This window comes from Domibacillus indicus, from assembly GCF_023715895.1.
Lineage (GTDB): Bacteria > Bacillota > Bacilli > Bacillales > Domibacillaceae > Domibacillus > Domibacillus indicus_A.
In genome coordinates, this window is record NZ_JAMBOO010000002.1 from 117324 (window position 1) to 141496 (window position 24173).

Here is a 24173-nt window from a genome sequence, read left to right on the forward strand (position 1 = left end):
CCTACAATAGTTGAAGCATGTGCAACAGCGGAAACACGAACAGCCAGCTGTCTGTGCGGTCTAAAATCCCACCATGGCCTGGCAGCAGATTACCTGAATCTTTTACACCATAATGCCGCTTCAGAGCGGATTCTGCCAAATCGCCCACCTGGCCTGCTACAGACAGAATCGCTGCCGATACGAGTACCCACAGAGCCGGCGCCTGGAAATCAAGAAACAGCAGAAAAACTGCCGCAACGACTACGGCCGAGCCAATTCCCCCGTAAAAGCCGGCCACTGTTTTGTTCGGGCTGATATCCGGCCAAAGCTTGCGTTTTCCAAATGAGCGGCCAATAAAATATGCGCCCGAGTCAGATGCCCACGTAATAAACAGCGCAAAAAAGACATACAAAACGCCGCCGGCTTCTCTCGTTTCGATAAAATAATAGAAACCAAAGCCGATATAAAGTGTCAGCAATATACAATAAGCAGCATCTTCAAACGTAAATTGGTTTTTCGTCATGACCGTTACAACAAGAAACAGCAAAACGAATAAGCCAAGATATTCAAACTTCTCCATGCCAAGGAATTGCCAGTCCGCCCTGTCGCTCTGCGGAATCAGCATAATAAAGACGAGCAAAATCGACAACAGGCCCGGTATGGAGAAAATCGAAATCTGTTTCATTTTTAATGCTTCTATTACAGCCGCCGCACTCATTACATAAACAAGAATAAGAAAGGGCAGCCCCCCAATCAGTACGATTGGCAAAAATGCTGCTGCCGCTATTATTCCTGTTATCATTCGTTGTTTCATGATTGTTAATCCCCCATCATTCCATTACGACAACCCGCCAAACCGCCTTGATCTTTTTTGATATGAAGCTACTGCCTCAAGTAGATGTTTTTCTGAAAAATCAGGCCATAAAACGTCCGTAAAGAAAAATTCCGTATAAGCCAGCTGCCATAACATAAAGTTGCTTAGTCGATGCTCTCCGCTTGTTCGAATGAGGAGGTCGGGCTCTGGCAAATGGCTGGTCATTAAATAGCGGGAAACAGTAGCATCTGTTATATCCTGCTCCGATAATGTTCCCGACTGAACATCTGTTATCATAGAACGCATAGCCTGTACAAGCTCTGTTCGACTGCCATAATTCAAGGCAAAATTAAGAATAAGTCCATTATTTTCGGCTGTTTGGTTTATTGCATTTTGCACAGCATTTCTTGTGTGTGCAGGAAGCTGCTCGATATCACCTATCATTTCTACACGTACGTTTTCTTCCATTAGTTCAGGCAAAAATGTAGAGAGAAACTCCTGTGGAAGCTTCATTAAAAAATCAACTTCAAGCTTAGGCCGCTTCCAGTTTTCTGTCGAGAACGCATAAAGCGTCAGCACTTTAACACCAAGCTTATTTGCAGCCCTTGTGATTTCCCGAACCGTTTTCATTCCCTCATTATGACCGGCAATACGGGGCAGCGCTCTTTTTTTTGCCCAGCGGCCGTTCCCATCCATAATAATGGCAATATGCGCAGGAATCCCTTCTTCGGAAATCACAGGCTCTCCTGCATTTTTTGATTGCCAAAACCACTGTTTATGTGCCATACAAAATCCCCCATATCGCTTCTTCCAACCTATTTTACCATAGATGCTGTTTTCGTAGTAATTGGAGCGATAAAATCCAAAAAAAGAAACCCTCCTGCCAGCAAGAGGGTTTTTTCTTTACACTTCCATGATCTCTTGTTCTTTTTCCTTGGCAATTTCATCCACTTTGCGGATATAATTGTCCGTTTGTTTTTGAACATCTTCTGTGTAGCCGCGAAGGTCATCCTCAGTTAGATCACCATTTTTTTCGCCCTTTTTCAAATCATCGTTCGTGTCACGACGAATATTGCGAATCGCTACTTTTGCCTCTTCCGCTTCTTTTTTAACAAGCTTGGCCAATTCTTTGCGGCGCTCTTCTGTTAAAGCAGGAAAATTCAATCGAATCACAGAACCATCATTCGATGGTGTCAAACCAAGGTCTGACTTTAAAATTGCTTTTTCAATATCACCCATAGATGATTTATCATATGGTGTAATGACTAACAGGCGGGCTTCTGGAATGTTGATAGAAGCAAGCTGGTTAATTGGCGTTGGCGCGCCGTAATAATCAATTGTAATACGGTCAAGCACGTTCGCGCTTGCGCGTCCAGCACGAATGGAAGCAAGCTCGCGATTAAATGCGGAGATCGCTTTATCCATTCTTTCTTTTGATTGATTCATTACTTCTTGAGACACGTTTATTTCCCCCTCACGATTGTTCCGATATTATCACCAAGTACAACGCGTTTGATGTTTCCTTTTTCCGTAACCGAGAAAACAACAAGCGGAATATCATTGTCCATGCATAGAGAAGAAGCAGTGGAATCCATAACCGCAAGTCCTTCCTTAATCACATCTAGGTAAGACAACTCTGAGTATTTAACCGCATCTTTGTCTACTTTTGGATCGGCGCTGTACACGCCATCCACGTTGTTTTTCGCCATTAAAATAACTTCCGCTTCAATTTCAGCAGCACGCAGTGCAGCAGTTGTATCGGTTGAGAAGTAAGGATTTCCAGTACCCGCAGCAAAAATAACAACACGACCTTTTTCCAAATGACGAATCGCACGACGGCGAATGTACGGCTCAGCAATCTGGCGCATTTCAATGGATGTCTGTACGCGTGTTTCAATTCCGAGCTGTTCCAGACTGTCCTGCAGCGCCATTGAATTCATCACGGTTGCAAGCATCCCCATATAATCCGCTGTTGCGCGGTCCATACCCATTTCGCTGCCAATCTTGCCGCGCCAAATGTTGCCGCCGCCTACCACAACTGCCACTTCCACATCCAGTTCGCTTACTTCTTTTACCTGTTCTGCAACAGATTGAATAACAGCAGGGTTAATCCCAAATCCTGCTTCACCTGCTAATGCTTCACCACTTAATTTTAATACAACACGTTTATACTTTGGCTGGCTCATGTAGACCTCCATCTGTAATGTACATGAAATCCCTCACCAAGAGCGGCAAGGGATTCCATTTATTCCTTTCCGACCGGCGGATGCGGAATCATTATTTTTTAACTTGGCTCATAACTTCTTCTGCAAAGTTATCTTGACGCTTTTCTAAGCCTTCGCCCACTTCGTAACGAACGAACTCAGTTAAAGTTGCTCCTTTAGACTCAAGGAACTGGCGTACTTTTTGATCTGGATCTTTAACAAAGCTTTGATCCAAAATGCAGATTTCTTCAAAGAATTTGCCAAGACGGCCTTCAACCATTTTTGCAACAATGTTTTCTGGTTTGCCTTCGTTAAGCGCTTGTTCTGTTAATACTTTACGCTCACGATCTACTTCTTCTTCAGAAACTTGGTCGCGTGAAACATATTTTGGATTTAGTGCAGCTGCATGCATTGCTACATCTTTGGCTGCTGCAGCATCTGTAGTGCCTTCAACAATAGCTAATACGCCGATACGGCCGCCCATGTGCAGGTACTCACCAAATGCAGCGTTTTCGCCTTTTGTACGAATTTCAAAGCGGCGAAGTGTAATTTTTTCACCGATTTTCGAGATTGCTTCGCTGATGTACATATCAACTGTTTTACCGTTTTCCATTGTTTGTGCAAGAGCTTCTTCAACAGAAGCTGGCTTGTTCGCTAATAGGTGAGCTGCGATTTCTTTTACAAGCACTTGGAAGTTTTCGTTTTTTGCAACGAAATCTGTTTCTGCATTTACTTCCAAAAGAACAGCTGTGTCGCCTTCACTTGTAATAAATGTTGTACCTTCAGCTGCAATACGGTCTGATTTTTTCGCTGCTTTTGCAATTCCTTTTTCACGAAGGAAATCGATTGCTTGATCTAAATCACCGTTTGTTTCAACAAGTGCTTTTTTGCAGTCCATCATGCCTGCGCCTGTTTTTTCACGAAGTTCTTTTACCATTTGTGCAGTAATAGCCATTTTGGTTCCTCCTTTAAATATGTAGAACCGCTATGCGGTTTTATTGTTTCTTTCTTTAAAAAAAGGTGATAAGGGTATCCCTCTTATCACCTTTATCTGTTTCATTACTCAGCTGCTGCTTCTGCTGTTTCAGCTTCTTGCACTTCTTCTTGAACTTCTTCTTCAGCGATTTCTTCGCCTTGTTTCGCTTCAAGAACAGCGTCAGCCATTTTACCTGTTAGAAGTTTAACCGCACGGATCGCATCATCGTTCGCTGGAATTACATAATCGATTTCATCCGGATCGCAGTTTGTATCAACGATACCTACGATAGGAATGTTCAATTTACGTGCTTCTGCAACAGCGATACGCTCTTTGCGTGGATCGATAATGAATAGGGCATCAGGAAGACCTTTCATATCACGAATACCGCCAAGGAATTTAACAAGACGCTCATGCTCTTTTTTAAGCTGAACAACTTCTTTCTTTGGAAGTACTTCGAATGTACCGTCTTCTTGCATTTTTTCAATGTTTTTCAAACGTTGTACACGCTTTTGGATTGTTGAGAAGTTAGTAAGTGTACCACCCAACCAGCGTTGGTTTACATAGTACATACCTGAACGTTCTGCTTCTTCTTTTACAGAATCTTGTGCTTGTTTTTTTGTACCAACAAACAAGATTTTACCGCCGTCACCGGCAACTTCTCTTACAAATTTGTACGCTTCTTCCACTTTGCGAACGGTTTTTTGAAGATCGATGATGTAGATCCCGTTACGCTCTTGGAAAATGTACTTTTTCATTTTTGGGTTCCAACGGCGAGTTTGGTGACCGAAGTGAACGCCTGCTTCAAGCAATTGCTTCATAGAAATTACTGACATGTTTTGTTTCCTCCTGTTTGGTTTGATTTCCTCCGTCTTTCTCACACTCACACAGCTTCCGTCTGAGACGGCACCGGCTGATGAATCAAAAGACGTGTGTATTAACACCGTTAGTTACTATAACACATTCGATATGGGGCTGCAACTACTTTCCTTCAGTTTTGTTAAATTTAAGTGCAAGCTGCACTTCCGTTACCCCAATATGAAGCGTTTTTGCGATTTGTTCCTCTGTCATTCCCTGCTCTTTCATATCCGCTATTTTTTTCGACTGCGGCACCTCCTTTTCTGTATTCCTTTCTACTTGGACTGTTTTTATCCCCGTATAGGCTTTGGCCGCAGCTTTTCGAGGCATGAGCGGAGGCAGTGGCTTTCCCCTGGGTTCTGGGTCTTTAGCATTTGATTTTTTTGCCGGAGGAATACTTCCCAATTTCGCAATAAGCTGCTCATTTTCTTCTTTTATTTCTATTAGGAAGGCCGTCATCATTTCTTCCATATCCTTTGCGGCCTGCTTTGCTTTTTTCTCCGAGTCGCTGATTTTGTTCTGCCGCTGGAAAAGGATAATCAGGGCAAATAAGCTCATCGCATGAATTAAAAAAGAAATGGTGATTAAAAATATTGTCATACGTCCCTCTTACCCGCTAAAGTCGATCTGCTTCCCTATTATAAGGATGGGCATATCCCATCTTTTGCGGATTTCTTTTTTCTTTTTCTGTTTGTTTTGCTGCTCTTCGCCACCCTGCCCGCCTGTTTTGTTGCTTTGATGACTCTCAGCTGCCACCGTCCCTTTCCACTTCATTTCTTTGACGGCTTTATGCTGTATAGCTGCTGGGCAGCAAAAAAGGTCTGCTGGTGGTCTTGAGCCGGCTTTGCTCCTTCAAATGTACGTGGAAGCGCCACCTGCATTTCAATTGATTTAAAATCCATTTACCAGCCCCCTCTGCATTCATATTTAATGCTTTAAGAGCTGCTGCTTCAACTTAAAAAGAGCTTTTGAATGGATTTGTGAGATACGTGAAGTGGATAAGTTTAATACCTCGCCAATTTCCGTAAGCGTCAATTCTTCTTTATAAAAGAGATCAATCACCAGCTGCTCTTTATCTGTTAACTTTTTGATTTGCGAGGACAGCTCTTGAATCTGCTCCTGCTTGACCATTTCCTCCTCAGGTGTTTTGGTGCGCGGGTCTTTCAGTACAAACCCTCCTGCTTCCGGCTGATCAGGATCCTGCGCCTGTTCATCCATAGACAGTACATGAGAAAAAAAATGTTCCGCCATTGTATCTTGAATGTCGGCCACAGACATGCCAAGTTCGTCGGCTACCTCTTCGGGTGTAGCCGCACGTAAGTATTTCTGTTCAAGCATTGAAGAAACTGCTTCAATTTTTTTGGATTTTTCTCTCGTTGCCCGCGGCAGCCAGTCCTCTTTTCTGAGACCGTCTAAAATGGCGCCACGGATCCGAAAAGAAGCATAGGTGTCAAACTTTAAATCTCGTGATGGTTCAAACTTCAGCAGAGCATCGTAAAGCCCTGTCATTCCATAGCTCGCTATTTCTTCCCTGCTTACTGTTTTTGGGAGAGCTGCTCCAATACGCCGACAATGAAATGTGACAAGCGGCATATAACGAGCTACCAGTGCATCTCCAGCATCGGGATGCTGTTCCTGCTTCCATCTTTCCCATAGTTTTTGCTCATCTTCAGGCATTTTTCGTGCCATTGAACCTCTCCTTCCGGCGTACGACTACAACACGCTGCAAGTCTTTCTTTTATTCTAATGAAAAGTATTTCTTTTGCCAACAATATACACTAAAAAGCAGCGGACATCCGTCCGCTGCTCGCTCAAATTAAATCTTTTGTTCTCCCTTATTAACTGTCCGAATATGCAAAAGAAACGTCATTGGATCGAATTCAATCGTTCTGCCGCTGCTGCCGCCGGTATCTTCTGAAAGAATAGGAATATGGGCTTTTTGCAGCTGTTCTTTTACAGCAGCTACATTCCGGGGGCCGATTTTCATTAAATCAGAACCTGATTTAAATTGAAACATCTGGGCGCCTCCCGCTATTTTCGCCTTCAGGCGACCTGGACGGACCCCCTGTTTTGCAAGCTCCGCAATTAGCGCTTGAATACCCGTATCGGCAAATTTGGCTTTATTTTTAATATCAGCTTTTGCAAGATTGGAATCCGGAAGCATCACATGGACCATTCCCGCTATGTGTGACACTTCATCGTAAAGAACAACCCCGACACAGGAGCCGAGCCCGGAAGTTCGAATCATATTCGGCGGCTTGACGATATTCATGTCTGCGATACCGACTTTGATGATTTCACCTATTTTATTTATCATAGCCTGCACCAAGCGCTTTAAACAAAATAGGAAAAGAATCCGGTGACAGAAAAAGAAAGAAATGGCCTTTGACCGTTTCAACGTCTCCTTCATCCGTTTCAGTTAAAATCGTATCAATGACGATGGTATAATCGCTGTATTGAGAGATCTCAAGCAGCCCATAGCTAATGATTGCGCCAAACATATCCACCGCCAGTTCTGGTACGGAAGGCTGCAGCTTGAGCTGTGTAAAATCTCCCAAAGCAGACAAGTATGAACCAGATAAAATATTGCCCATTTCCTGCATGGCAGAAAAGCCGATCGTATGCGTATCATGTTCGCGGAATGTAAAGGATTCGTCACCCATTAATTTTTGAATAAAACGATCGGCTTCTTCAACAGCCAGCATAAAAAACATATTGCCGCCTGCTTCCCCTTCAATTCGCAAGCTCACACTGACTACTTCTTTTTCAGAGCCGCCGGTTAGCTCCATCATCTCTGCAAAAGGAACAATCCGGACGTTCGGGACCTTCATATCAATTTTCCGGTTTAATAAAGTGGAAAGGGACGTCGCCGCATGACCTGCTCCTATATTGCCTACTTCTTTTAAAATATCAAGGTGAATGGGTTGAATTCTATCAATATAATTCATAGCAGCAGCCTTAGTTGAAAATCTTCTGCAGGCTCAGCATAATAAGCAGCCTTTTTTCAAGTTTTGCTACACCTGTTATATACTCATCTCCAAGTGAGCCTACCACTTCGGGCTGAGGCTCAATGGCATCTACCGGAATATCAAGTACGTCGTTGGCACCGTCTACAACCAGTCCCACCTCAATATCATCAAAAGAAGCAATAATAATACGGGTTGATTCATCATATTGTTTATCCGACAAACCGAAACGGCTGCGAAGGTCAATAATCGGCGTTACAACCCCTCTTAAATTAATAACCCCTTTCACAAAAGGAACTGTTCCCGGGACACGTGTAATATGCATTAACTTCTCAATAGAGTAAACCTGGTGAACGGGAAGTGCATATTCTTTATCTACCAGCTGAAAAGCTATCACTTTTACTGTTTCAGATGCAAGGGTTTCACTCATTTGATGCACCTCCTTATTTAATCAGCGCATTGCAATCTACAATCAGCGCTACTTGTCCGTCTCCGAGTATAGTCGCGCCGGAGATCGCAAAAACATTTGATAAGTAGTTTCCGAGTGATTTAAGCACTACTTCCTGCTGTCCGATAAATGAATCTACCACTAATCCAGCCATCTTTTCCCCTTTGCGGACGAGGACAACAGAGTAAAAACGGTCGTCATCTTCTTCATGCGGCACAGAGAAAATATCCTCTAAAAACAAAAGAGGTACTACCTTTCCACGGAAATCAATGACCTGCTGGTTATGCGCATGCATAATATCTTCTTTTTTGACAATCGCCGTTTCGATAATAGAAGACAAAGGAATGGCATATTTTTCTTTTTCCACTTCGACGAGCATAACAGAAATAATCGATAGTGTCAGCGGCAGCTGAATGGAGAAGATGGAGCCTGCTCCTTCTTGAGAATCGATCGTAATGGAGCCGCCCAGCGATTCAATGGTCGTTTTCACAACATCCAACCCTACGCCGCGTCCTGATAAATCAGAAATCACTTCAGCTGTTGAGAAACCAGATGCCATAATGAGCTCAAAAATCTGGCGGTCTGTCATTCCTAGTGCCTGCTCTTCTGTTACGATTCCTTTATCAAGCGCTTTTTGAAGAACGCGGTCTTTATTGATCCCGGCCCCGTCATCTTCAATTTCAATAAATACATGGTTGCCGCTATGGTACGCTTTCAGCTTAATCGTTCCTTCAGCCGGTTTGCCTTTTGAAAGACGGACTTCCGGCATCTCGATTCCGTGATCTCCCGCATTCCGAATTAAATGAACGAGTGGATCGCCAATTTCATCGATCACCGTACGGTCAAGTTCTGTTTCCGCACCGACAATTTCCAAGTTGATTTGCTTTCCTAAATCCCGTGATAATTGACGGACCAGCTTTGGAAAACGGTTGAACACTGTTTCTACCGGAACCATGCGCATGTTTAAGATAATATTTTGCAAGTCGCCTGAAATACGTGACATGCGTTCTACAGTTTCATTCAGCTCGGTATGGTTTAACTCTGCTGAAATAGATTCAAGCCGTCCCCGGTCAATCACAAGCTCTTCAAATAAGTTCATTAAAATATCAAGACGCTCAATGTTTACCCGAATGGTTTTATTAGAGGCAGCCTGCTTCGGCGATTTGGCTTCGCTCTTTTCTGCCTCTGCCGGCTGTTTCTTAGCTGTTTCCTGTGCAGCACTGTCAAGTTTTGGCTGAGGCGCTGCAGGCGGGGAGGAAGCGGGCTTCATTTCCGGCTCGGTTACAGAAGTAATTTCTGTTACCTGCACTTGCTCTACTTCAGACACTTTCTTTATTTTTTCTCCAATATCGCCTGCCGGTTCTTTTGTAATAAGCGTGACCGTAAAGGTTTCATCAAATTTTTCTTCTTCCAGCTGCTCAGAGGAAGGAGAGCTTTTGATGACTTCTCCGGATTTCTCAAGCACCTCAAACACCATAAATACACGTGCGGCTTTTAATACACAATCCGGTCGAAGTGAAACGGCGATCTCCAAACAAGTGAATCCCTGCTCTTTTGATTGATTAATCACTGTCCATTCAAACTCGTCATATGAAAGGGCGGCTGCGGGCTGGGAAGCCGTGGGAGCCTCGGGAGCTTCAACGGCTGCTGCCGCTTCTCCCTGTTCAATAATCAGAAGTTTTTCTACAATAGTGGAAACGTCCCTTTTGCCATCTCCTCCTGCCGCAATATCTTCTACCATTGCTTCAAGGTCATCTACAGAAGAAAAAACCGTATCCATTATTTCCAAGGACACAGATAGTTGATGGTTACGAATCGCGTCAAGGACGTTCTCCAATTTGTGGGTTAAATTGGCCAAATCTTCATATCCCATCGTTGCAGACATCCCTTTTAACGTATGGGCGGAGCGGAAAATTTCATTCACAATCGTGATATTGTCCGGATCCTTCTCTAATTCAAGCAAATGCTCACTCATCGCTTGAAGGTGTTCTTTGCTTTCATCAATAAAAATTTCTAAATACTGATTTGTATCCATACGTGTTCACCTCTTATTGTATACGTACTTAACAATGGCTGAAGCAATCTCGTCAACCGGCACTACATCATCAACAAGGTGTGTGGCAATGGCCGCTTTTGGCATTCCATATACTACACATGTTTCTTTCGCTTCCGCAATGGCCTTCACAGTTCCGGTTTCTTTTAATGTAATAAGCCCTTCTGATCCATCCGACCCCATCCCAGTCATAATAACTGCTGTTTTTTCAAGGTCATGTATAGCGGCCGCAGAACGGAATGTTGCATTGGCTGCAGGACGGTGTCCGCCTTCCGGCGGCAATTCATCTAATGCAATAACGGTCGATGTCCCTGTTTTTTTCAAGCGCAGATGCTTTCCACCCGGTGCGATATACACTGTGCCATTTTGCAGAATTTCACCATCTTCGCCTTCTTTCACTCGAATTTCGGATAGTGAATTAAGCCTGTCTGACAAAGACTTTGTAAAACCAGGCGGCATGTGCTGAACAATCACAACCGGAGCCGGAAGCGAGGCTGGAAGTTTAGTCACTACATGCTGCAAGGCGCGCGGCCCTCCAGTAGAAGTCGCAATCAAAACCAGTTTATTCATTTTTTTGCTGCGAACCTGGGGACGCACAGTGTTTGTCTCTGTATATTCGCTCTCAGCCGGAGGGGAAATAATAGCAGGTTTTTTTAATATAGCGGGCTTCATACTGATGTTTGCTTTTGATGCACCCAGTACTTTTTCAATCAGGATATCTTTAATTTTGTGAAGATCAAGCGAGATCGTTCCTGATGGTTTTGCAATAAAATCAACTGCGCCAAGCTCAATCGCTTTCAGTGTTGTTTCCGTTCCTTCTTTTGTTAGACTCGATAACATCACCACTGGACACGGCTGCTTTTCCATAATGGCTTTTAAAGCCTCCAGCCCATCCATTTCCGGCATTTCAATATCAAGAGTGATCACATCTGGTTTAAGCTCCAGTGCTTTTTTTACACCATCTCGGCCATTTCGGCCAAAAGCTATCACTTCAAGCTGAGGATGTTCAGATAAAAACTCGGAAATCAACTTTCTCATAAAAGCGGAGTCATCCACTACGAGAACTTTTTTTGCGTTCATTCTTACCCTCCTCTTTCTGTAAAGAAGCGGCGTAGCTTACTTATAAAACGGGACCCTTCCTTGAAGGTTTCCTTTGGCTCCTCTGCGTATTGATGCACAATTTGCTCAAAAGAAAATGAGATTTTTGCTTTTGGAAAGGAGAGAAGAAATGGCTGTCCCATTTTCACTGCTTTTCTCACTGCGGAATCTTCCGGAATGGCTCCAAGAAAAACGGGCTTTACATTTAAAAACCGATGCATGGTACTGCCCAAACGCCCAGCAGTTTCCTGACCTTCTTTTCTTGATTCCACGCGGTTACAAATTAAATAAAAGATTTTTTGCGGATCGCGCATGTGAATAAATTTCATCATAGAGTACGCATCCGTCATAGCAGTTGGTTCAGGTGTCGTAACTGTCAATACTTCATCAACCGCTTGGAGAATATTTAAGCTTTCTTTTGTAGCTCCTGCTCCCATGTCGAAAAGGAGAAAGTCAAATTCCGCTATCAGTGACTGAAGTCCTAAAATCCATTTTTCTTGATAAGCTTCTTTCCATTCGAACAGGGACGAAAAAGCAGAACCCCCGTGAATGTAGGAAAGCCCCTCAGGTCCAGCTTGAATAAGCTGAGCAAGCGGAAAGTCCCTTTCAAAAAAATCAACAATCGATAATGAGGGGTTGCCATTAATTAAATGATAAATATTACCCATACCAATGTCCATATCAAATAGCAAAACTTTTTTATTTATTTTTGCAAGCCCGACCGCTAAATTAACAGAAATGTTTGTTTTTCCAACACCGCCCTTGCCGCTGACAATGGCCAGCGTTCGAGCTACTTTTTGATTATAAGGCCTTGACTGGACTGATTTTTGCATCATTTTTTGACGAAGCAGTTCCGCTTGGTCTTTCATGCTTTCCAGTCCTCGAAAATGTAATTTACTAATTGTTCCGTCGAAAGTTCGATCAAGTCATCTGGTACATTTTGACCATTGGAAACGAAAGCAGTATGCCGGTTATACGTATGCATTAAATTAAGGAGAGCCCCTTTTGTTTTTGTTTCATCAACCTTTGTGAAAATAAATCCATCTATTCGTAAAGATGAGAAATTTTGAATAATAGCATGTAAATCTTCTTCTTTCGCTGTTGCACTTAATACGAGGAAATAAGCAGATTCTTCGGGACGCTGCATGATCAAAGGCCGAAGATCCGCCACATACTGACCATCAAGATAGTTGCGTCCTGCTGTATCAATAAAAACAGCGTCAGCCGAGCTCAATTCCTGCATACACTGGTTCATGTCTTCTCTTGAATAAGCTACTTTCATTGGTGCATTTAAAAGCCCGGAATACGTTTTCAGCTGCTCGATGGCTGCAATCCGGTATGTATCTGTTGTAATAAAAGCTACTTTTCGATTGAAATCAAGCACCTGCTTTGAAGCAAGCTTTGCAATGGTTGTGGTTTTTCCCACTCCCGTCGGACCGAGTAAATAAGAAAACTTTACTCCTGCTTTGTTTGATGAGCCGGAATCCGGCAGACAGCTTTTTAAATAAAGAAGTGTCCACTCCCTTATTTGCCGGGCTGTGGCTGTTTCTTTTTCGGTATGCCATTTTTCGAATAAGTAGGAAGCCGTTTGGTCAATCCATTCTTTCGCTATTCCATGCCGCTTTAATTGATCGATAGCCGGCTGCAGCATATCCGGATACAAAGCAGAAGAAGCGGTTGATCTTTGAAGGTCCTGAATCATTTTTTTCATATCATTCATTTCATTTTTTAACTCTTCGGAAACTATGGAAGCCGGCTTTTCCTGCAAAGCCGGCCGCTTTACTTCCGGCTGCGCAGGAAAAGCAGCGGCCGCAGGATCAACTGCTGCCACCACCTCAATGTTTTTTTTCTTAAACAAGCCGAAAATTCCACCCGAGTAAACCGTTCTTGACTGCAAAATAACGGCCTGGGCTCCCAATTCTGCTCTGACTTTTTTCATCACTTCCGGCATAGAAGGCGCAAGATATTTTTTTACTTTCATTCGATGGTCACCACCCCTGTACTTTGCACTTCCACACTTGGTTCAAGCTCATTATAAGACAGCACCGGTATTTGTGGAAAATAACGCTCTAAAAGCTGCCGTACATACATCCGAATAGCAGGAGAACAAAGAATAACAGGCGATTGCTGCATAAAAGATGCTTGTTCAACCTGCTGAGCCGTCGCTTCTAAAATACGCTGTGAATCATTTGGATCGATAGATAAATAGTTTCCATGTTCGGTTTGCTGTACACCATCTGCAATCAGTTTTTCAATTCTTCCTGACAGCGTAATAACGTTCAATGACCCGCTCTCATCTGCAAACTGCATGGTAATTTGACGGGCAAGCGCCTGCCTTACATACTCTGTCAGCAAATCGGTGTCTGAAGTCATTTTCCCATAATCAGCCAGGGTTTCAAATATGATCGGCAGATTACGGATAGATAAGTTTTCTTTTAACAGCTTTGACAGTACTTTTTGTACTTCTCCGACAGAAAGCGGATTTGGCGTTACTTCATCTACTAAAATCGGATATGTTTCTTTTAAATGGTCGATTAACTGCTGGGTTTCCTGGCGCCCTAAAAGTTCGTTTGCATACTTTTTAATCGTTTCCGTTAAATGAGTGGACACAACACTTGGCGGATCAACAACGGTATAGCCGAAGATTTCTGCCTGCTCCTTTGCATCTTCCGTAATCCATTTTGCCGGAAGGCCGAATGATGGCTCGATCGTGTCAATGCCTTCTACTAAATCATCTTCTTCACCAGGGCTCATTGCCAGATAATGATCCAGCAGCAGTTCCCCGCCTGCCACTTCACTGCCCTTGATTTTCATACGGTATTCATTTGGCTGAAGCTGAATATTATCCCGGATGCGGACAACCGGAATAACCAGGCCGAGCTCAAGTGCCAGCTGGCGCCTGATCATTACGATACGATCAAGCAAATCTCCGCCTTGATTTGTATCGGCGAGCGGAATTAAGCCATACCCAAATTCAAATTCAATCGGGTCTACGGTTAAAAGGTTCACCACAGATTCTGGACTTTTTAACTCTTCCATTTCTGTTTCTTCTTCAGACGGCACCGGATCCTCCAGATCTGGTTTCGGTACCCGGTTCATCCTATAGCCGCCGTATGCAAGACCGGCTGCAATAGGAATAGTTAACAGATCTGTAATAGGCGTAGCGATGCCTAACAGAAAAATCGTTCCTGCTGCGATATACAGCATAGAAGGATAACGTAAAAGCTGTGCGGTAATTTCTTCTCCTAAATTTCCGTTAGAAGCTGCACGAGTCACAACAATACCCGTTGCGGTTGTAATAAGCAGTGCTGGCACTTGTGAAACGATTCCATCCCCAACCGTTAAAAGAGAATAACGGGCTGCCGATTCAGCAAAAGATAGATCCTGCTGCATCACACCGATGACCATGCCGACAATTAAGTTAATGATAACCATAATAATACCGGCAATCGCATCTCCTTTAACAAACTTTGTTGCCCCATCCATCGCACCGTAAAAATCGGCTTCACGGCTGACTTTTTCCCGGCGCTCACGTGCCTGGGCTTCAGAAATCATCCCAGCATTCAAATCGGCATCAATACTCATCTGTTTTCCCGGCATGGCATCGAGTGTAAACCGGGCTGCCACTTCTGATACACGCTCGGCTCCTTTTGTAATGACAACAAACTGGATGATAACCAGAATAACGAAAATAACCATCCCTACTACAACATTACCGCCAACTACGAATGTCCCGAATGTCTCGACAACGCCCCCAGCTTCGCCGTGACTCAATATGGAACGCGTTGTCGACACATTCAGGCCAAGCCGGAATAACGTCAACAATAAAAGGAGCGACGGAAACACAGAAAACTCCAGCGCTTCTTTCATGTTCATGGAGATGAGCAAAACGAGAAGCGCAAGAGAGATATTCATAATGATGAGCACACTTAACAGCCATGTTGGCAATGGAACGATCAGCATGGCAACGATTAAGATCACGCTTAGTAAAACCGAGAGGTCTCTTGCTTTCATTTTTTTCTCTCCCAACGAAAAACTACAATTTATTTTTTATTCGATATACGTATGCTAGAATTTCAGCAATGGCTTTAAAGAATTCTTCCGGTACTGAATCACCTATTTCCGTTTGATCATGAAGAGCCCGTGCAAGCGGCCGGTTTTCAACCATCATGACGTCATTTTCTTTAGCCACAAATTTAATTTTTTGCGCTAGATAATCTGTGCCTTTGGCCACCACATACGGTGCATCCCTTTTGGATTCATCATACTTTAGCGCAATGGCGTAGTGAGTCGGGTTGGTGATCACGACGTCTGCATTCGGCACCTCCTGCATCATTCGGCGCATAGCCATTTCTCTTTGCGTCTGGCGGATTTTTGATTTAATGAGCGGGTCACCTTCTGAGTTTTTATGCTCATCTTTAATATCCTGCTTGGACATACGCAGGCTTTTTTCGAAATCATACTTTTGGTAAAGGTAATCCAAAACCCCTAAAACGAGTAATGCGGCGGCGGCGGCTAAACCCATTTGTACAGTAATGGAACCGACAAACGGAAGCGTATCTTGAATAGGCTTTAGGGCCAGCTTCAACACTTCATCCATATTTGACCATAAAATAACAAAAGCGGCCGTACCGACAAAACCAATTTTCAAGATTGATTTTAACAACTCTACAATCGCCCGCATCGAAAAAATCCGTTTAAATCCTTTGATCGGATCCAGCTTGTCAAGCTTTGGTTTAATAGGCTCGCCTGTAACCAGCCATCCTACCTGGGCATAATTGGCAACGACTCCCGCCGCCACTGCCGCTGCCATAAATGGACCGGCAATCATTAAACCTTGTTCCATAATTTCAAATACAATCGTTTTTAAGTTTGCTTCCGTGACTTCCATCATCATGTAAGTTTTAAGCGAATGTTCAAACATATGAAAAATGTTTCTGCCCATTGACGCAGCAAACAGCGATAAAAAACCGAACAGAACGAGCAGGCTGACCGCTGTGTTTAAGTCCTGACTTTTTGTAACCTGGCCTTTTTTACGGGAATCCTGCTTTTTTTTCGGCGTGGCTTTTTCTGTTTTTTCACCTGCAAAAAACTGTAAATCTAATTTAAGCACGTTATCCGCCTCCAAAAATCGTCATTAAATCCCGCATAGTGAGAAGCATCATTTGAAACAACTGACGAACAAGCGTGAAAATCACACCCATTACAATAAACATAACCGCAAAGGCCACCCCAATTTTCAATGGAAAGCCCACTGCGAAGATGTTTAGCTGCGGCACGGTTCGTGCTACCACACCAAGCATCACATCCGTTAAAAATAAAACGGCCACTACAGGCATTGACATTTGAAAAGCGATCACAAATACACTGCTGAACGTTCTCGCCATATAATGAGCCGTTTCCTGACTGCCAAATGGAAAAGTGAGCTCGTTGATCGGGATGAGCTGGTAGCTGTAGAAAATGCCATCTAAAATAAGGTGATGCCCATTTAAGGCAAGCAGCATCAATAACGAAAACATGTATAAATATTGGCCCATCAGCGGGCTTTGAACCCCTGTCTGCGGGTCAATAACATTGGCAATCGCAAAACCCATTTGAAAATCAATAAAGCCGCCGGCAATTTGAATAGCCGATAAAACGATAAATCCGGCCATGCCAATTAAAAGACCCACCATAGCTTCTTTTAAAATAAGCAAAATATATTCCCCATTGATTTCAATGGGTGCGGCATCGATCGTGTAATACATCGTCCAGGCAAGCACTAACGAAAAAGCAGCCCGGTGCTGTGCGGGAATGGTCCGATATGAAAACAACGGCATGGTCACAAAAAAAGCCGATATACGGACAAGGACAAGCAAAAAAAGAGATGGATCTGGCATTAATTCTGTCATACTTGTTTAACCAACAAATCTCGTTAAATTAGTAAAAATATCCGATGTATAGGTGATCATTCGCTCCAGCATCCATGGGCCAAAAAAAATCAGGCCGATTAAAACACCCGCAATTTTTGGCACGAACGCAAGCGTCTGCTCCTGAATTTGCGTTGTTGCCTGAAAAATACTCACAATCAAACCGATCCCAAGTGCCAGAAGCAAAAGCGGCGCGCATACAATTAAAGTTGTATATACCCCTTTTTCAGCCAGGGAAAGAACCATTTCTGTATTCATGTTGTCACCTTCCTAAAAGCTTTGAAGCAAGGATTCTATTACGAGATACCACCCATCAATTAAAACAAACAGCAGGATTTTAAAAGGAAGGGAAATCATAACGGGCGGCAGCATCATCATTCCCATAGACATAAGGACACTTGCCACAATCATGTCGATTACAAGAAACGGAATAAAAATCATAAAACCAATTTGAAAAGCCGTTTTGATTTCGCTTAGTGCAAAAGCCGGCACAAGCGTTGTCAGTGGAATGTCGTCAATCGATTTCGGCTGCTCTGCCTGAGTGTAATCCAAAAACAACTGTAAATCTTTTTGGCGGGTCTGCTCGCTCATAAATTCTTTAAATGGGCCGCTCGCCAGCGAGTATGCTTCTTCAAGATTGATTTCTTCATTAAAAAGCGGTGTTAATGCTTCTTCATTCACTTCCTGTAAAACCGGAGACATAATAAAAAAGGTTAAAAAAAGGGAAAGTCCGAGTAAAACCTGTGTTGGCGGCATTTGCTGCGTGCCCAGAGCTGTCCGGACAAACGATAACACAATGACAATTCGTGTAAAACAAGTCATGAGAATTAAGATACTCGGCGCCAGGGATAAAACGGTTAACATTAGCAGCAATTTAACAGATGTTGATACATTTTCCGGGTCGCTTGAATTAAATATTTCCATAAATTCATTCATCTTGTTTCCGCTCCCTGTCTGCCAATTCCCGCATAGCCTGCTCCCGTTTTTTTCTGAGCTCATGCATTTTTTGCTCAAATTCCTGCTTGAATGAAGCAGGTTCTTTTTCTTCGCTCTGTCTGCCCAGCCGTTCTTTCAGCTTGCTCACAAATTCAGCAGGCTGAATCATTTTCTCTGATTGTTCTTCATAGCGGCTGATTAAGTCCCCTCGCTCAGCCGGATCGTCAATTTCTTTTAAAAGGGATACATCGTCTCCTACTCCTAAAACCAGGACGCGATCTCCTACTTTTACAACTTGAATGGACCGGCTGCCTCCAAGCGGCGTACCGCCTAAATGCCGGACAATATGCGTTTCCTGGTAAGAACGGCTTTTTTTATTCACAAACCGAAGCAGAAAATAAAGAAGCGCCACTACAAAAGCAAGTGCCGCAATCACCCGAATAATTTCCCAAAAACTGACCCCGACTGAAGCGGTGGCATTTTCATCGGCATTATCCTGGCTGTTGTTCGCGGCCGGCTGTTCCTGCTGGCACGAATCTGGATTGTTTATGCAATCTTGTACACTACTTTTATCGGAAAGCGCTGCTCCGGCAACGATCTCATTGCCGGAAAACAACACAAACGCTAATAAAAGCGCAAAAGCCACTTTTATAAATAAGTTCATGAACCATCACACCTTAAGAAGAAAGCACTTTAGAAATAGCTTCGATCACTCGATCAGCCTGAAACGGTTTGACAATAAAATCCTTGGCTCCTGCTTGAATCGCATCAATAACCATTGCCTGCTGCCCCATAGCTGAGCACATGATAATCTTCGCGCTGGCATCTGCTGCTTTAATTTCTTTCAAGGCAGCAATCCCGTCTTTTTCCGGCATTGTGATATCCATTGTTACAAGATCCGGTTTCAATTCAGCATATTTTTCAACAGCCTGCGCACCATTTTCAGCTTCGCCTACTACCTCATATCCATTCTTCGATAAAATGTCCTTGATCATCATGCGCATAAATGCGGCGTCATCCACCACTAAAATTCGATTACTCATCAGAAAAACCCCCTGTATTCAATTTAATTTAAATTTTTTAATCGATCAGCCGGACTTGCAATATTTGTAATCCGGACGCCGAAGTTTTCTTCTATTACAACCACTTCGCCTCTGGCGATTAAACGGTTGTTAACGAGTACATCAACTGGCTCTCCAGCCAATTTATCCAGTTCAATAATAGAGCCGGATGTTAATTCTAAAATATCTTTCACGTTTCGGTTTGTACGGCCAAGCTCGACCGTTACCTGAAGCGGGATATCAAACAGCATATTTAAGTTGCGCGCTTCCTGATCTCCAAGCTGAGGTGACTGAAACGAAGAAAAAACGGCCGTTTCAACTTTTGCCTCAGAAGCTTGTCTGCCTGCATTCTGGCCCATATAAACCGGTTCCTGAGATGGTCTCGCCGGCATAGACGGAGGCTCCGCAGGCGGCGGTGGCGCCTGGGCAGCAGCCGGTTTCGTTACCGGAGCCTGCTGAATCGGCGGCGGTGCCGCTTCCTGCGGCGCTGGATTCATCAGCTCTGTGACAAGCTGCTTCCCGAACTGAAGCGGGATCAGCTGCATAATATTTGAATCAATCAGGTCCCCCACTGTTAAGCGGAACGATATTTTAACGAGCAGCTCCTGCTCTGGAATCGTCTCCTCTCCCTCTCCCTCATGTAAATTTAAAAGAGAAATCGACGGCGGGGAAATATCCACCCTTTTATTGAAAATAGTTGACATGGAAGTAGCAGCTGAACCCATCATTTGGTTCATCGCTTCCTGCACGGCACTTAGCTGCAGCTCTCCTAAATCAGGCGCTATGCCTACTCCGCTTCCACCAAGCATTAAATCGGCAATAATAGCCGCATCATTTTGATGAATCACAAGTAAATTTGCCCCGGCAAACCCTTCGGTGTATTGAACCTCAATCGCCGCATACGGATGTGGAAACTCATCTTTTAACCGGCTTTTTTCTACAACTGATACGGTAGGTGTTGTAATTTCCACTTTTTGGTTTAGCAGGCTTGAAAGAGCCGTTGCTGAGCTGCCGAATGAGATATTGCCGATTTCACCAAGCGTATCTTGTTCGAATGCGTCTAAATATTTTTCTACATTTTTAGTGGCTTCAAGTGTTGCGCTTTCTTCTGTATCATCGCTGTCTCCGCCTCTTAACAATGCATCAATTTCTTCTTGTGAGAGCATATCATCACTCATCATCATCTTCCCCTCCTTTCACATAATCAAGCACCTGCACAGCCAGTTTGCGGTTTACACGCCCGGGCTGTGCTGAAAATTTCGGTACATTCCCTACTTTTATCGTAAGTGCGTCGCCAACTACTGTATTTAAGCTGATCACATCTCCTTCTGTCATCGTTAAGAACTCTTCAATCGTGATAGCCGTTTGGCCAAGCTCTGCGATAACCGGCAGGGAAGCTTTTTTGATCCGGCTGTCCAAATTTTGCGCTTCCTGTGGGCTGCGTTCTTTTTTGTCAGGATTTTGCATCCAGTAGTGTACAGAAAGCTTTGGAATAATAGGTTCTAAGACAACATGCGGAATACAAATGTTGATCATGCCTGTTGTTTCCCCAATCGTTGTATTTAACGAGATCACTACGACGGTTTCGTTTGGGGAAACCATTTGCAGAAATTGCGGATTCACTTCAAAATCAGTAGCGATTGGATCGATTTCTACAACATTAGCCCATGCTTCTCGATAATTTTCAAAAGCATGATCAAACATGTTCGACATGATCCGCGTTTCAATTTCTGTTAAATTTTCTACTTTATTGACACTTACACCCCGTCCGCCAAGAAGACGGTCCAGCATCGCATAAGCGACGTTCGGATTTACTTCCATTAGGATCCGTCCCTCAAGCGGCGGAACTTCAAATACATTTAAAATCGTCCGGTTTGGAATCGAGCTGATAAACTCTCCGTAAGGAATTTGATCAGCAGATACCACTTCAAGCTGCACGTACGTACGAAGCTGTGCCGCAAAAAATGTCGTCAAAATCCGGGCAAAGTTATCATGCATTCTTGTTAAACTTCGAATCTGGTCTTTTGAAAACCGCAAGGCACGTTTAAAATCATATACCTTTACTTTCTTTTCTGCTTCTTCTTTCTTTAACTCATCCGCATTCATTTCCCCCGTTGACAAAGCAGACAAGAGGGCATCAATTTCATTTTGAGACAAGATTTCTCCTGACAATCGTCTCACCTCCGATCAAGTGCAGGTATCGTTACTGAATGATATAGGAAGTAATGTATACTTTCTCTACTTTCCCTTCCTGCATAATACTATTTAAATTTGTTTTTAGCGTTTCCGTTAGTTTCTGTTTTCCAGCTTCGCCTTTTAAGTCATCTGCTGTCATTTCCGATAACTTTTGAATAATGATATCTTTCGCCTGGAAGTCCCGCTTTGTCATTTCTTCCATCGCTTCCTTGCTGTCCATTTGAATTTTAAACGAAATACGGATAAAGTCCTCCGAAGCAAGGTTTGTTGTCATTTCAGGAATATCCACAGACGATTCAAGCACTTCATCAATAGATGGCTCTTTTGGAGCTTCTTCTCCGCCTGACGCACGTAAAATAATAATTACGGCGATCGTGCCGGCCAGCAGGATAACGGCTAGCAGCACAATCATAATAGTAAGTAATTTATTTTTCGGCGCTTTTTGTTCATTCTCCATCCTGTTCCTCCTCCGCCTTTACTTTTCCTAGAAGCGAAATGCGTGCATAAAACGATTCAACATCCGCCCTTACCTGTTCATGCGGTTCGAGAACAACATACTTTCTTCCATTGGTTAGTGTAATTGTGGTGTCCGGAAAGCTTTCCACCGTTTCTATGTAAATAGCATTTAGCGAGAACGGCTTGCCGTTCAGTTTTGTTACAGTAATCATGTATGCCAGGGCTGAACGTGCCAGCCCTGTCCCTCCCCTGCATTTGAAAGTAAAGAAGCAATTAACGCTTCATGCTCATTAATTCCTGTAAAATTTCATCTGATGTTGTAATAATACGTGTATTTGCTTGGAAACCACGCTGTGCTACGATCATTTCTGAGAATTCTTCGGAAAGGTCTACGTTGGACATTTCTAGAGCACCAGCCACGATCGTGCCCGTTCCATCTTCACCTGGATTGGCAACTATAATCTCTCCTGCAGCATTTGAGTTGACTGTTTCTTCATATAAATTTTCTCCTACCTTTTGAAGACCGTCTGGATTTGCAAATTTAGCAATTTGAATTGTATCTACTTCTTGCAATTCTCCGTCCGTATCTACATAGCTTACAACTCCATTAGCATCAATGCTCATACTCTGAGCATCAGTCGGAATTTCGATAGCTCCATTCGCACCCTGCAAGTATAATCCGTCTGAATTTACAATGTTCCCTTCTCGATCCATATAGAAATTTCCCGCTCTTGTATATAAAGTATTGGTGCCATCAGTGACTTGAAAAAATCCATCTCCTGATATAGAAAGGTCTAATGCACGGCCGGTAGTCTGCAAGGAACCTTGAGTCTGAATTGTATCAATAGCTGCTAACTGGGCGCCTAACCCGACTTGTCTAGGGTTTGTCCCTCCTTTAGTAGCCGCAACCGGTGCACTTGCTCCTGCAATAGATTGAGAGACCATATCCTTAAAAACTGTTCTTCCTTTTTTAAATCCATGCGTATTCACATTGGAAATGTTATTCCCGATTACATCAAGCTTTGTTTGAAAGTTTTTCATTCCGCTGATTCCTGAGTACATTGAACGTAACATAAGTTCTTTTCTCCTTTCGAATTCGTCCGCGTCAATCGGTCAGCAGACGGTTGGCCTCCTGTTCGGTCCAGCCAGTTTAAAGTGTGTCCATAAGAATAGCGCCATTGATATTGGTAAAAAGATGTGCAGTTGCTTCTTCGCGGTTCATCGCCGTAATAATGGTATGGTTTTGTGCACTTGCCACAAGCGCAGCATCTTTCAGTACAACGAGTGAATCGGTTACCCCTTTTGACTTAGCTTCGGAAAGTTTCTCGCCAATCAAGTTCCATTCTTTTTCATTTAAATGAATTCCCCGCTCTGTTAACCGCTGCGCGGCATGCTTGGAAATGATCAGCTCTTTTGGTGTTGCGGTGGCCGTTTTAAAGGTTTCATTAAATGTTGAGACAGTGTTTTGTGCTGACTGCTTTTTAGCTGGCGGAATGATGGGCTGGCGTACTCCATGAATGATTGGATTGACTGCTTTCATTCTCGTCACCCGCCTACTCGATCTTTGTCAGAGTAGAAGCCGTGATTTTTTCACCATTTGCAAGCTGCAGCCAAATCTGTCCGTCCTTCATCGAAACGGATTGAACAGCCGCGCTTTGTCCATCACCTTCTGCGCCCCATGTGACAGTGCGGCCAATTAAATAGCTCGCTTCCACTAATGGATTTGAACTGACTGCGCTGCTCGATCCTGTCGATCCTGTTGAGCTTGTCCCGCCGGTTAGTTCAGAAATATTCGCTGGTTCGAGGACCGTTCCATCTGTTAACGTAAACTGGACGCTTTCACCAGCAAACTTGATAGAGGCGATTGTGCCATTTCCTGTTTCCACAATCGGCTGTCCATTTTCATCTGTCTGGTCCGTCAATTTATGCCATGTTACATCTTTGCCGACAAATGACTGATAATTAATCATTTGAGAAGCGGTTTGCGATTGCACCATTTTTTCAATCATTGAGGTCATATTCACCATTTGCTCCAATGATGTAAACTGGGCCATCTGTGCAATAAACTCTTTGTCTTCCATCGGATTAAGCGGATCCTGGTTTTGCAGCTGCGCCATTAAAATTTTTAAAAATTCATCTTTGCCGAGCGAACTGTTGCCGGTTTGTTTCGTTTGAGCCGGGTTATTGGCCAAATAAAGCGAAGGATCAATTTTCGACAT

The 24173-nt window shown here is 43.5% G+C and carries 31 protein-coding genes; all 31 read right to left on the minus strand.

Annotation, left to right across the window (positions count from 1 at the left end):
- Position 1: 1 nt before the first annotated feature.
- The 31 genes from M3221_RS03805 to flgD all read right to left on the minus strand — a co-directional run bounded on the left by M3221_RS03805 (position 2) and on the right by flgD (position 24173).
- Positions 2 to 793 carry a phosphatidate cytidylyltransferase gene (locus tag M3221_RS03805; protein ID WP_251270212.1) on the minus strand — a complete coding sequence of 264 codons (792 nt, stop codon included), beginning with the start codon at positions 791 to 793 and terminating at the stop codon, positions 2 to 4.
- 24 nt (positions 794 to 817) lie between these two features.
- A complete protein-coding gene (locus M3221_RS03810) occupies positions 818 to 1579 on the minus strand; it encodes an isoprenyl transferase (RefSeq protein WP_251270213.1) in 762 nt (253 codons plus the stop codon).
- 117 nt (positions 1580 to 1696) lie between these two features.
- A complete protein-coding gene (gene frr, locus M3221_RS03815) occupies positions 1697 to 2239 on the minus strand; it encodes a ribosome recycling factor (RefSeq protein WP_255821970.1) in 543 nt (180 codons plus the stop codon).
- Positions 2240 to 2256: 17 nt separating this feature from the next.
- A complete protein-coding gene (gene pyrH / locus M3221_RS03820) occupies positions 2257 to 2979 on the minus strand; it encodes a UMP kinase (RefSeq protein WP_251270214.1) in 723 nt (240 codons plus the stop codon).
- Between the two features lie 91 nt (positions 2980 to 3070).
- Complete coding sequence (gene tsf, locus M3221_RS03825; RefSeq protein ID WP_251270215.1) at positions 3071 to 3952, minus strand: translation elongation factor Ts; 882 nt, start codon at positions 3950 to 3952, stop codon at positions 3071 to 3073.
- Positions 3953 to 4056: 104 nt separating this feature from the next.
- Entirely contained in the window at positions 4057 to 4809 is a 753-nt protein-coding gene (rpsB, locus tag M3221_RS03830; protein WP_050181424.1) for a 30S ribosomal protein S2, read from the minus strand.
- 145 nt (positions 4810 to 4954) lie between these two features.
- Positions 4955 to 5431 (minus strand): DUF6115 domain-containing protein, encoded by a 477-nt coding sequence (locus tag M3221_RS03835; RefSeq protein ID WP_251270216.1) that lies wholly within the window; start codon positions 5429 to 5431, stop codon positions 4955 to 4957.
- Between the two features lie 9 nt (positions 5432 to 5440).
- Positions 5441 to 5605 (minus strand): hypothetical protein, encoded by a 165-nt coding sequence (locus M3221_RS03840; protein WP_251270217.1) that lies wholly within the window; start codon positions 5603 to 5605, stop codon positions 5441 to 5443.
- Entirely contained in the window at positions 5602 to 5733 is a 132-nt protein-coding gene (locus M3221_RS26230; protein WP_285878955.1) for a hypothetical protein, read from the minus strand. The genes M3221_RS03840 and M3221_RS26230 overlap by 4 nt, the downstream gene beginning before the upstream one ends.
- A gap of 25 nt (positions 5734 to 5758) precedes the next feature.
- Positions 5759 to 6520: a FliA/WhiG family RNA polymerase sigma factor gene (locus M3221_RS03845; RefSeq protein ID WP_251270218.1), complete on the minus strand. Its 762-nt coding sequence runs from the start codon at positions 6518 to 6520 to the stop codon at positions 5759 to 5761.
- A 127-nt stretch (positions 6521 to 6647) separates the two neighbouring features.
- The gene (locus tag M3221_RS03850; protein WP_251270219.1) at positions 6648 to 7148 is read right to left on the minus strand and encodes a chemotaxis protein CheD; all 501 of its coding nucleotides are present in this window, start codon (positions 7146 to 7148) and stop codon (positions 6648 to 6650) included.
- A complete protein-coding gene (locus M3221_RS03855; protein WP_251270220.1) occupies positions 7138 to 7779 on the minus strand; it encodes a chemotaxis protein CheC in 642 nt (213 codons plus the stop codon). Before M3221_RS03855 ends, M3221_RS03850 begins: the two co-directional genes overlap by 11 nt.
- A gap of 10 nt (positions 7780 to 7789) precedes the next feature.
- Positions 7790 to 8227, minus strand: a complete 438-nt coding sequence (locus M3221_RS03860; RefSeq protein ID WP_251270221.1) for a chemotaxis protein CheW — start codon at positions 8225 to 8227, stop codon at positions 7790 to 7792.
- A 13-nt stretch (positions 8228 to 8240) separates the two neighbouring features.
- Positions 8241 to 10280 (minus strand): chemotaxis protein CheA, encoded by a 2040-nt coding sequence (locus M3221_RS03865; RefSeq protein ID WP_251270222.1) that lies wholly within the window; start codon positions 10278 to 10280, stop codon positions 8241 to 8243.
- Positions 10281 to 10286: 6 nt separating this feature from the next.
- On the minus strand, positions 10287 to 11378 hold the full coding sequence (locus M3221_RS03870; protein WP_251270223.1) for a protein-glutamate methylesterase/protein-glutamine glutaminase: 1092 nt from the start codon (positions 11376 to 11378) through the stop codon (positions 10287 to 10289).
- Positions 11379 to 11380: 2 nt separating this feature from the next.
- The gene (locus tag M3221_RS03875; protein WP_251270224.1) at positions 11381 to 12265 is read right to left on the minus strand and encodes a MinD/ParA family protein; all 885 of its coding nucleotides are present in this window, start codon (positions 12263 to 12265) and stop codon (positions 11381 to 11383) included.
- Entirely contained in the window at positions 12262 to 13377 is a 1116-nt protein-coding gene (gene flhF, locus M3221_RS03880) for a flagellar biosynthesis protein FlhF (protein WP_251270226.1), read from the minus strand. The genes M3221_RS03875 and flhF overlap by 4 nt, the downstream gene beginning before the upstream one ends.
- Positions 13374 to 15410, minus strand: a complete 2037-nt coding sequence (gene flhA, locus M3221_RS03885; RefSeq protein WP_251270227.1) for a flagellar biosynthesis protein FlhA — start codon at positions 15408 to 15410, stop codon at positions 13374 to 13376. The genes flhF and flhA overlap by 4 nt, the downstream gene beginning before the upstream one ends.
- A gap of 22 nt (positions 15411 to 15432) precedes the next feature.
- Positions 15433 to 16509, minus strand: a complete 1077-nt coding sequence (gene flhB, locus M3221_RS03890) for a flagellar biosynthesis protein FlhB (RefSeq protein ID WP_251270228.1) — start codon at positions 16507 to 16509, stop codon at positions 15433 to 15435.
- A 1-nt stretch (position 16510) separates the two neighbouring features.
- A complete protein-coding gene (gene fliR / locus M3221_RS03895) occupies positions 16511 to 17287 on the minus strand; it encodes a flagellar biosynthetic protein FliR (RefSeq protein ID WP_251270229.1) in 777 nt (258 codons plus the stop codon).
- Positions 17288 to 17293: 6 nt separating this feature from the next.
- Complete coding sequence (gene fliQ, locus M3221_RS03900; RefSeq protein WP_242234439.1) at positions 17294 to 17563, minus strand: flagellar biosynthesis protein FliQ; 270 nt, start codon at positions 17561 to 17563, stop codon at positions 17294 to 17296.
- Between the two features lie 12 nt (positions 17564 to 17575).
- Positions 17576 to 18241, minus strand: coding sequence for a flagellar type III secretion system pore protein FliP (gene fliP, locus M3221_RS03905; RefSeq protein ID WP_251270230.1), 666 nt, complete (start codon positions 18239 to 18241; stop codon positions 17576 to 17578).
- The gene (locus tag M3221_RS03910; RefSeq protein WP_251270231.1) at positions 18234 to 18905 is read right to left on the minus strand and encodes a flagellar biosynthetic protein FliO; all 672 of its coding nucleotides are present in this window, start codon (positions 18903 to 18905) and stop codon (positions 18234 to 18236) included. The genes fliP and M3221_RS03910 overlap by 8 nt, the downstream gene beginning before the upstream one ends.
- 13 nt (positions 18906 to 18918) lie before the next feature.
- Positions 18919 to 19284 carry a response regulator gene (locus tag M3221_RS03915; protein ID WP_242234436.1) on the minus strand — a complete coding sequence of 122 codons (366 nt, stop codon included), beginning with the start codon at positions 19282 to 19284 and terminating at the stop codon, positions 18919 to 18921.
- Positions 19285 to 19307: 23 nt separating this feature from the next.
- Complete coding sequence (gene fliY / locus M3221_RS03920) at positions 19308 to 20483, minus strand: flagellar motor switch phosphatase FliY (protein WP_396120252.1); 1176 nt, start codon at positions 20481 to 20483, stop codon at positions 19308 to 19310.
- Positions 20473 to 21474, minus strand: a complete 1002-nt coding sequence (gene fliM, locus M3221_RS03925) for a flagellar motor switch protein FliM (RefSeq protein ID WP_251270232.1) — start codon at positions 21472 to 21474, stop codon at positions 20473 to 20475. The genes fliY and fliM overlap by 11 nt, the downstream gene beginning before the upstream one ends.
- A gap of 31 nt (positions 21475 to 21505) precedes the next feature.
- Positions 21506 to 21955 carry a flagellar basal body-associated protein FliL gene (fliL, locus tag M3221_RS03930; protein ID WP_251270233.1) on the minus strand — a complete coding sequence of 150 codons (450 nt, stop codon included), beginning with the start codon at positions 21953 to 21955 and terminating at the stop codon, positions 21506 to 21508.
- Positions 21945 to 22166 (minus strand): flagellar FlbD family protein, encoded by a 222-nt coding sequence (locus M3221_RS03935; RefSeq protein ID WP_251270234.1) that lies wholly within the window; start codon positions 22164 to 22166, stop codon positions 21945 to 21947. The genes fliL and M3221_RS03935 overlap by 11 nt, the downstream gene beginning before the upstream one ends.
- A 61-nt stretch (positions 22167 to 22227) precedes the next feature.
- A complete protein-coding gene (gene flgG, locus M3221_RS03940; protein WP_251270235.1) occupies positions 22228 to 23028 on the minus strand; it encodes a flagellar basal body rod protein FlgG in 801 nt (266 codons plus the stop codon).
- A gap of 76 nt (positions 23029 to 23104) precedes the next feature.
- Complete coding sequence (locus M3221_RS03945) at positions 23105 to 23494, minus strand: TIGR02530 family flagellar biosynthesis protein (protein ID WP_251270236.1); 390 nt, start codon at positions 23492 to 23494, stop codon at positions 23105 to 23107.
- A gap of 13 nt (positions 23495 to 23507) precedes the next feature.
- Positions 23508 to 24173, minus strand: coding sequence for a flagellar hook assembly protein FlgD (gene flgD, locus M3221_RS03950; RefSeq protein ID WP_251270237.1), 666 nt, complete (start codon positions 24171 to 24173; stop codon positions 23508 to 23510).

Coding starts and splice junctions, on each gene's coding strand:
- M3221_RS03805 (WP_251270212.1), bottom strand. CDS start 793: ATGAAACAACGAATGATAACAGGAATAATAGCGGCAGCAGCATTTTTG.
- M3221_RS03810 (WP_251270213.1), bottom strand. CDS start 1,579: ATGGCACATAAACAGTGGTTTTGGCAATCAAAAAATGCAGGAGAGCCT.
- frr (WP_255821970.1), bottom strand. CDS start 2,239: ATGAATCAATCAAAAGAAAGAATGGATAAAGCGATCTCCGCATTTAAT.
- pyrH (WP_251270214.1), bottom strand. CDS start 2,979: ATGAGCCAGCCAAAGTATAAACGTGTTGTATTAAAATTAAGTGGTGAA.
- tsf (WP_251270215.1), bottom strand. CDS start 3,952: ATGGCTATTACTGCACAAATGGTAAAAGAACTTCGTGAAAAAACAGGC.
- rpsB (WP_050181424.1), bottom strand. CDS start 4,809: ATGTCAGTAATTTCTATGAAGCAATTGCTTGAAGCAGGCGTTCACTTC.
- M3221_RS03835 (WP_251270216.1), bottom strand. CDS start 5,431: ATGACAATATTTTTAATCACCATTTCTTTTTTAATTCATGCGATGAGC.
- M3221_RS03840 (WP_251270217.1), bottom strand. CDS start 5,605: ATGAAGTGGAAAGGGACGGTGGCAGCTGAGAGTCATCAAAGCAACAAA.
- M3221_RS26230 (WP_285878955.1), bottom strand. CDS start 5,733: ATGGATTTTAAATCAATTGAAATGCAGGTGGCGCTTCCACGTACATTT.
- M3221_RS03845 (WP_251270218.1), bottom strand. CDS start 6,520: ATGGCACGAAAAATGCCTGAAGATGAGCAAAAACTATGGGAAAGATGG.
- M3221_RS03850 (WP_251270219.1), bottom strand. CDS start 7,148: ATGATAAATAAAATAGGTGAAATCATCAAAGTCGGTATCGCAGACATG.
- M3221_RS03855 (WP_251270220.1), bottom strand. CDS start 7,779: ATGAATTATATTGATAGAATTCAACCCATTCACCTTGATATTTTAAAA.
- M3221_RS03860 (WP_251270221.1), bottom strand. CDS start 8,227: ATGAGTGAAACCCTTGCATCTGAAACAGTAAAAGTGATAGCTTTTCAG.
- M3221_RS03865 (WP_251270222.1), bottom strand. CDS start 10,280: ATGGATACAAATCAGTATTTAGAAATTTTTATTGATGAAAGCAAAGAA.
- M3221_RS03870 (WP_251270223.1), bottom strand. CDS start 11,378: ATGAACGCAAAAAAAGTTCTCGTAGTGGATGACTCCGCTTTTATGAGA.
- M3221_RS03875 (WP_251270224.1), bottom strand. CDS start 12,265: ATGAAAGACCAAGCGGAACTGCTTCGTCAAAAAATGATGCAAAAATCA.
- flhF (WP_251270226.1), bottom strand. CDS start 13,377: ATGAAAGTAAAAAAATATCTTGCGCCTTCTATGCCGGAAGTGATGAAA.
- flhA (WP_251270227.1), bottom strand. CDS start 15,410: ATGAAAGCAAGAGACCTCTCGGTTTTACTAAGCGTGATCTTAATCGTT.
- fliR (WP_251270229.1), bottom strand. CDS start 17,287: ATGACAGAATTAATGCCAGATCCATCTCTTTTTTTGCTTGTCCTTGTC.
- fliQ (WP_242234439.1), bottom strand. CDS start 17,563: ATGAATACAGAAATGGTTCTTTCCCTGGCTGAAAAAGGGGTATATACA.
- fliP (WP_251270230.1), bottom strand. CDS start 18,241: ATGAATGAATTTATGGAAATATTTAATTCAAGCGACCCGGAAAATGTA.
- M3221_RS03910 (WP_251270231.1), bottom strand. CDS start 18,905: ATGAACTTATTTATAAAAGTGGCTTTTGCGCTTTTATTAGCGTTTGTG.
- M3221_RS03915 (WP_242234436.1), bottom strand. CDS start 19,284: ATGAGTAATCGAATTTTAGTGGTGGATGACGCCGCATTTATGCGCATG.
- fliY (WP_396120252.1), bottom strand. CDS start 20,483: ATGATGAGTGATGATATGCTCTCACAAGAAGAAATTGATGCATTGTTA.
- fliL (WP_251270233.1), bottom strand. CDS start 21,955: ATGGAGAATGAACAAAAAGCGCCGAAAAATAAATTACTTACTATTATG.
- M3221_RS03935 (WP_251270234.1), bottom strand. CDS start 22,166: ATGATTACTGTAACAAAACTGAACGGCAAGCCGTTCTCGCTAAATGCT.
- flgG (WP_251270235.1), bottom strand. CDS start 23,028: ATGTTACGTTCAATGTACTCAGGAATCAGCGGAATGAAAAACTTTCAA.
- M3221_RS03945 (WP_251270236.1), bottom strand. CDS start 23,494: ATGAAAGCAGTCAATCCAATCATTCATGGAGTACGCCAGCCCATCATT.
- flgD (WP_251270237.1), bottom strand. CDS start 24,173: ATGTCGAAAATTGATCCTTCGCTTTATTTGGCCAATAACCCGGCTCAA.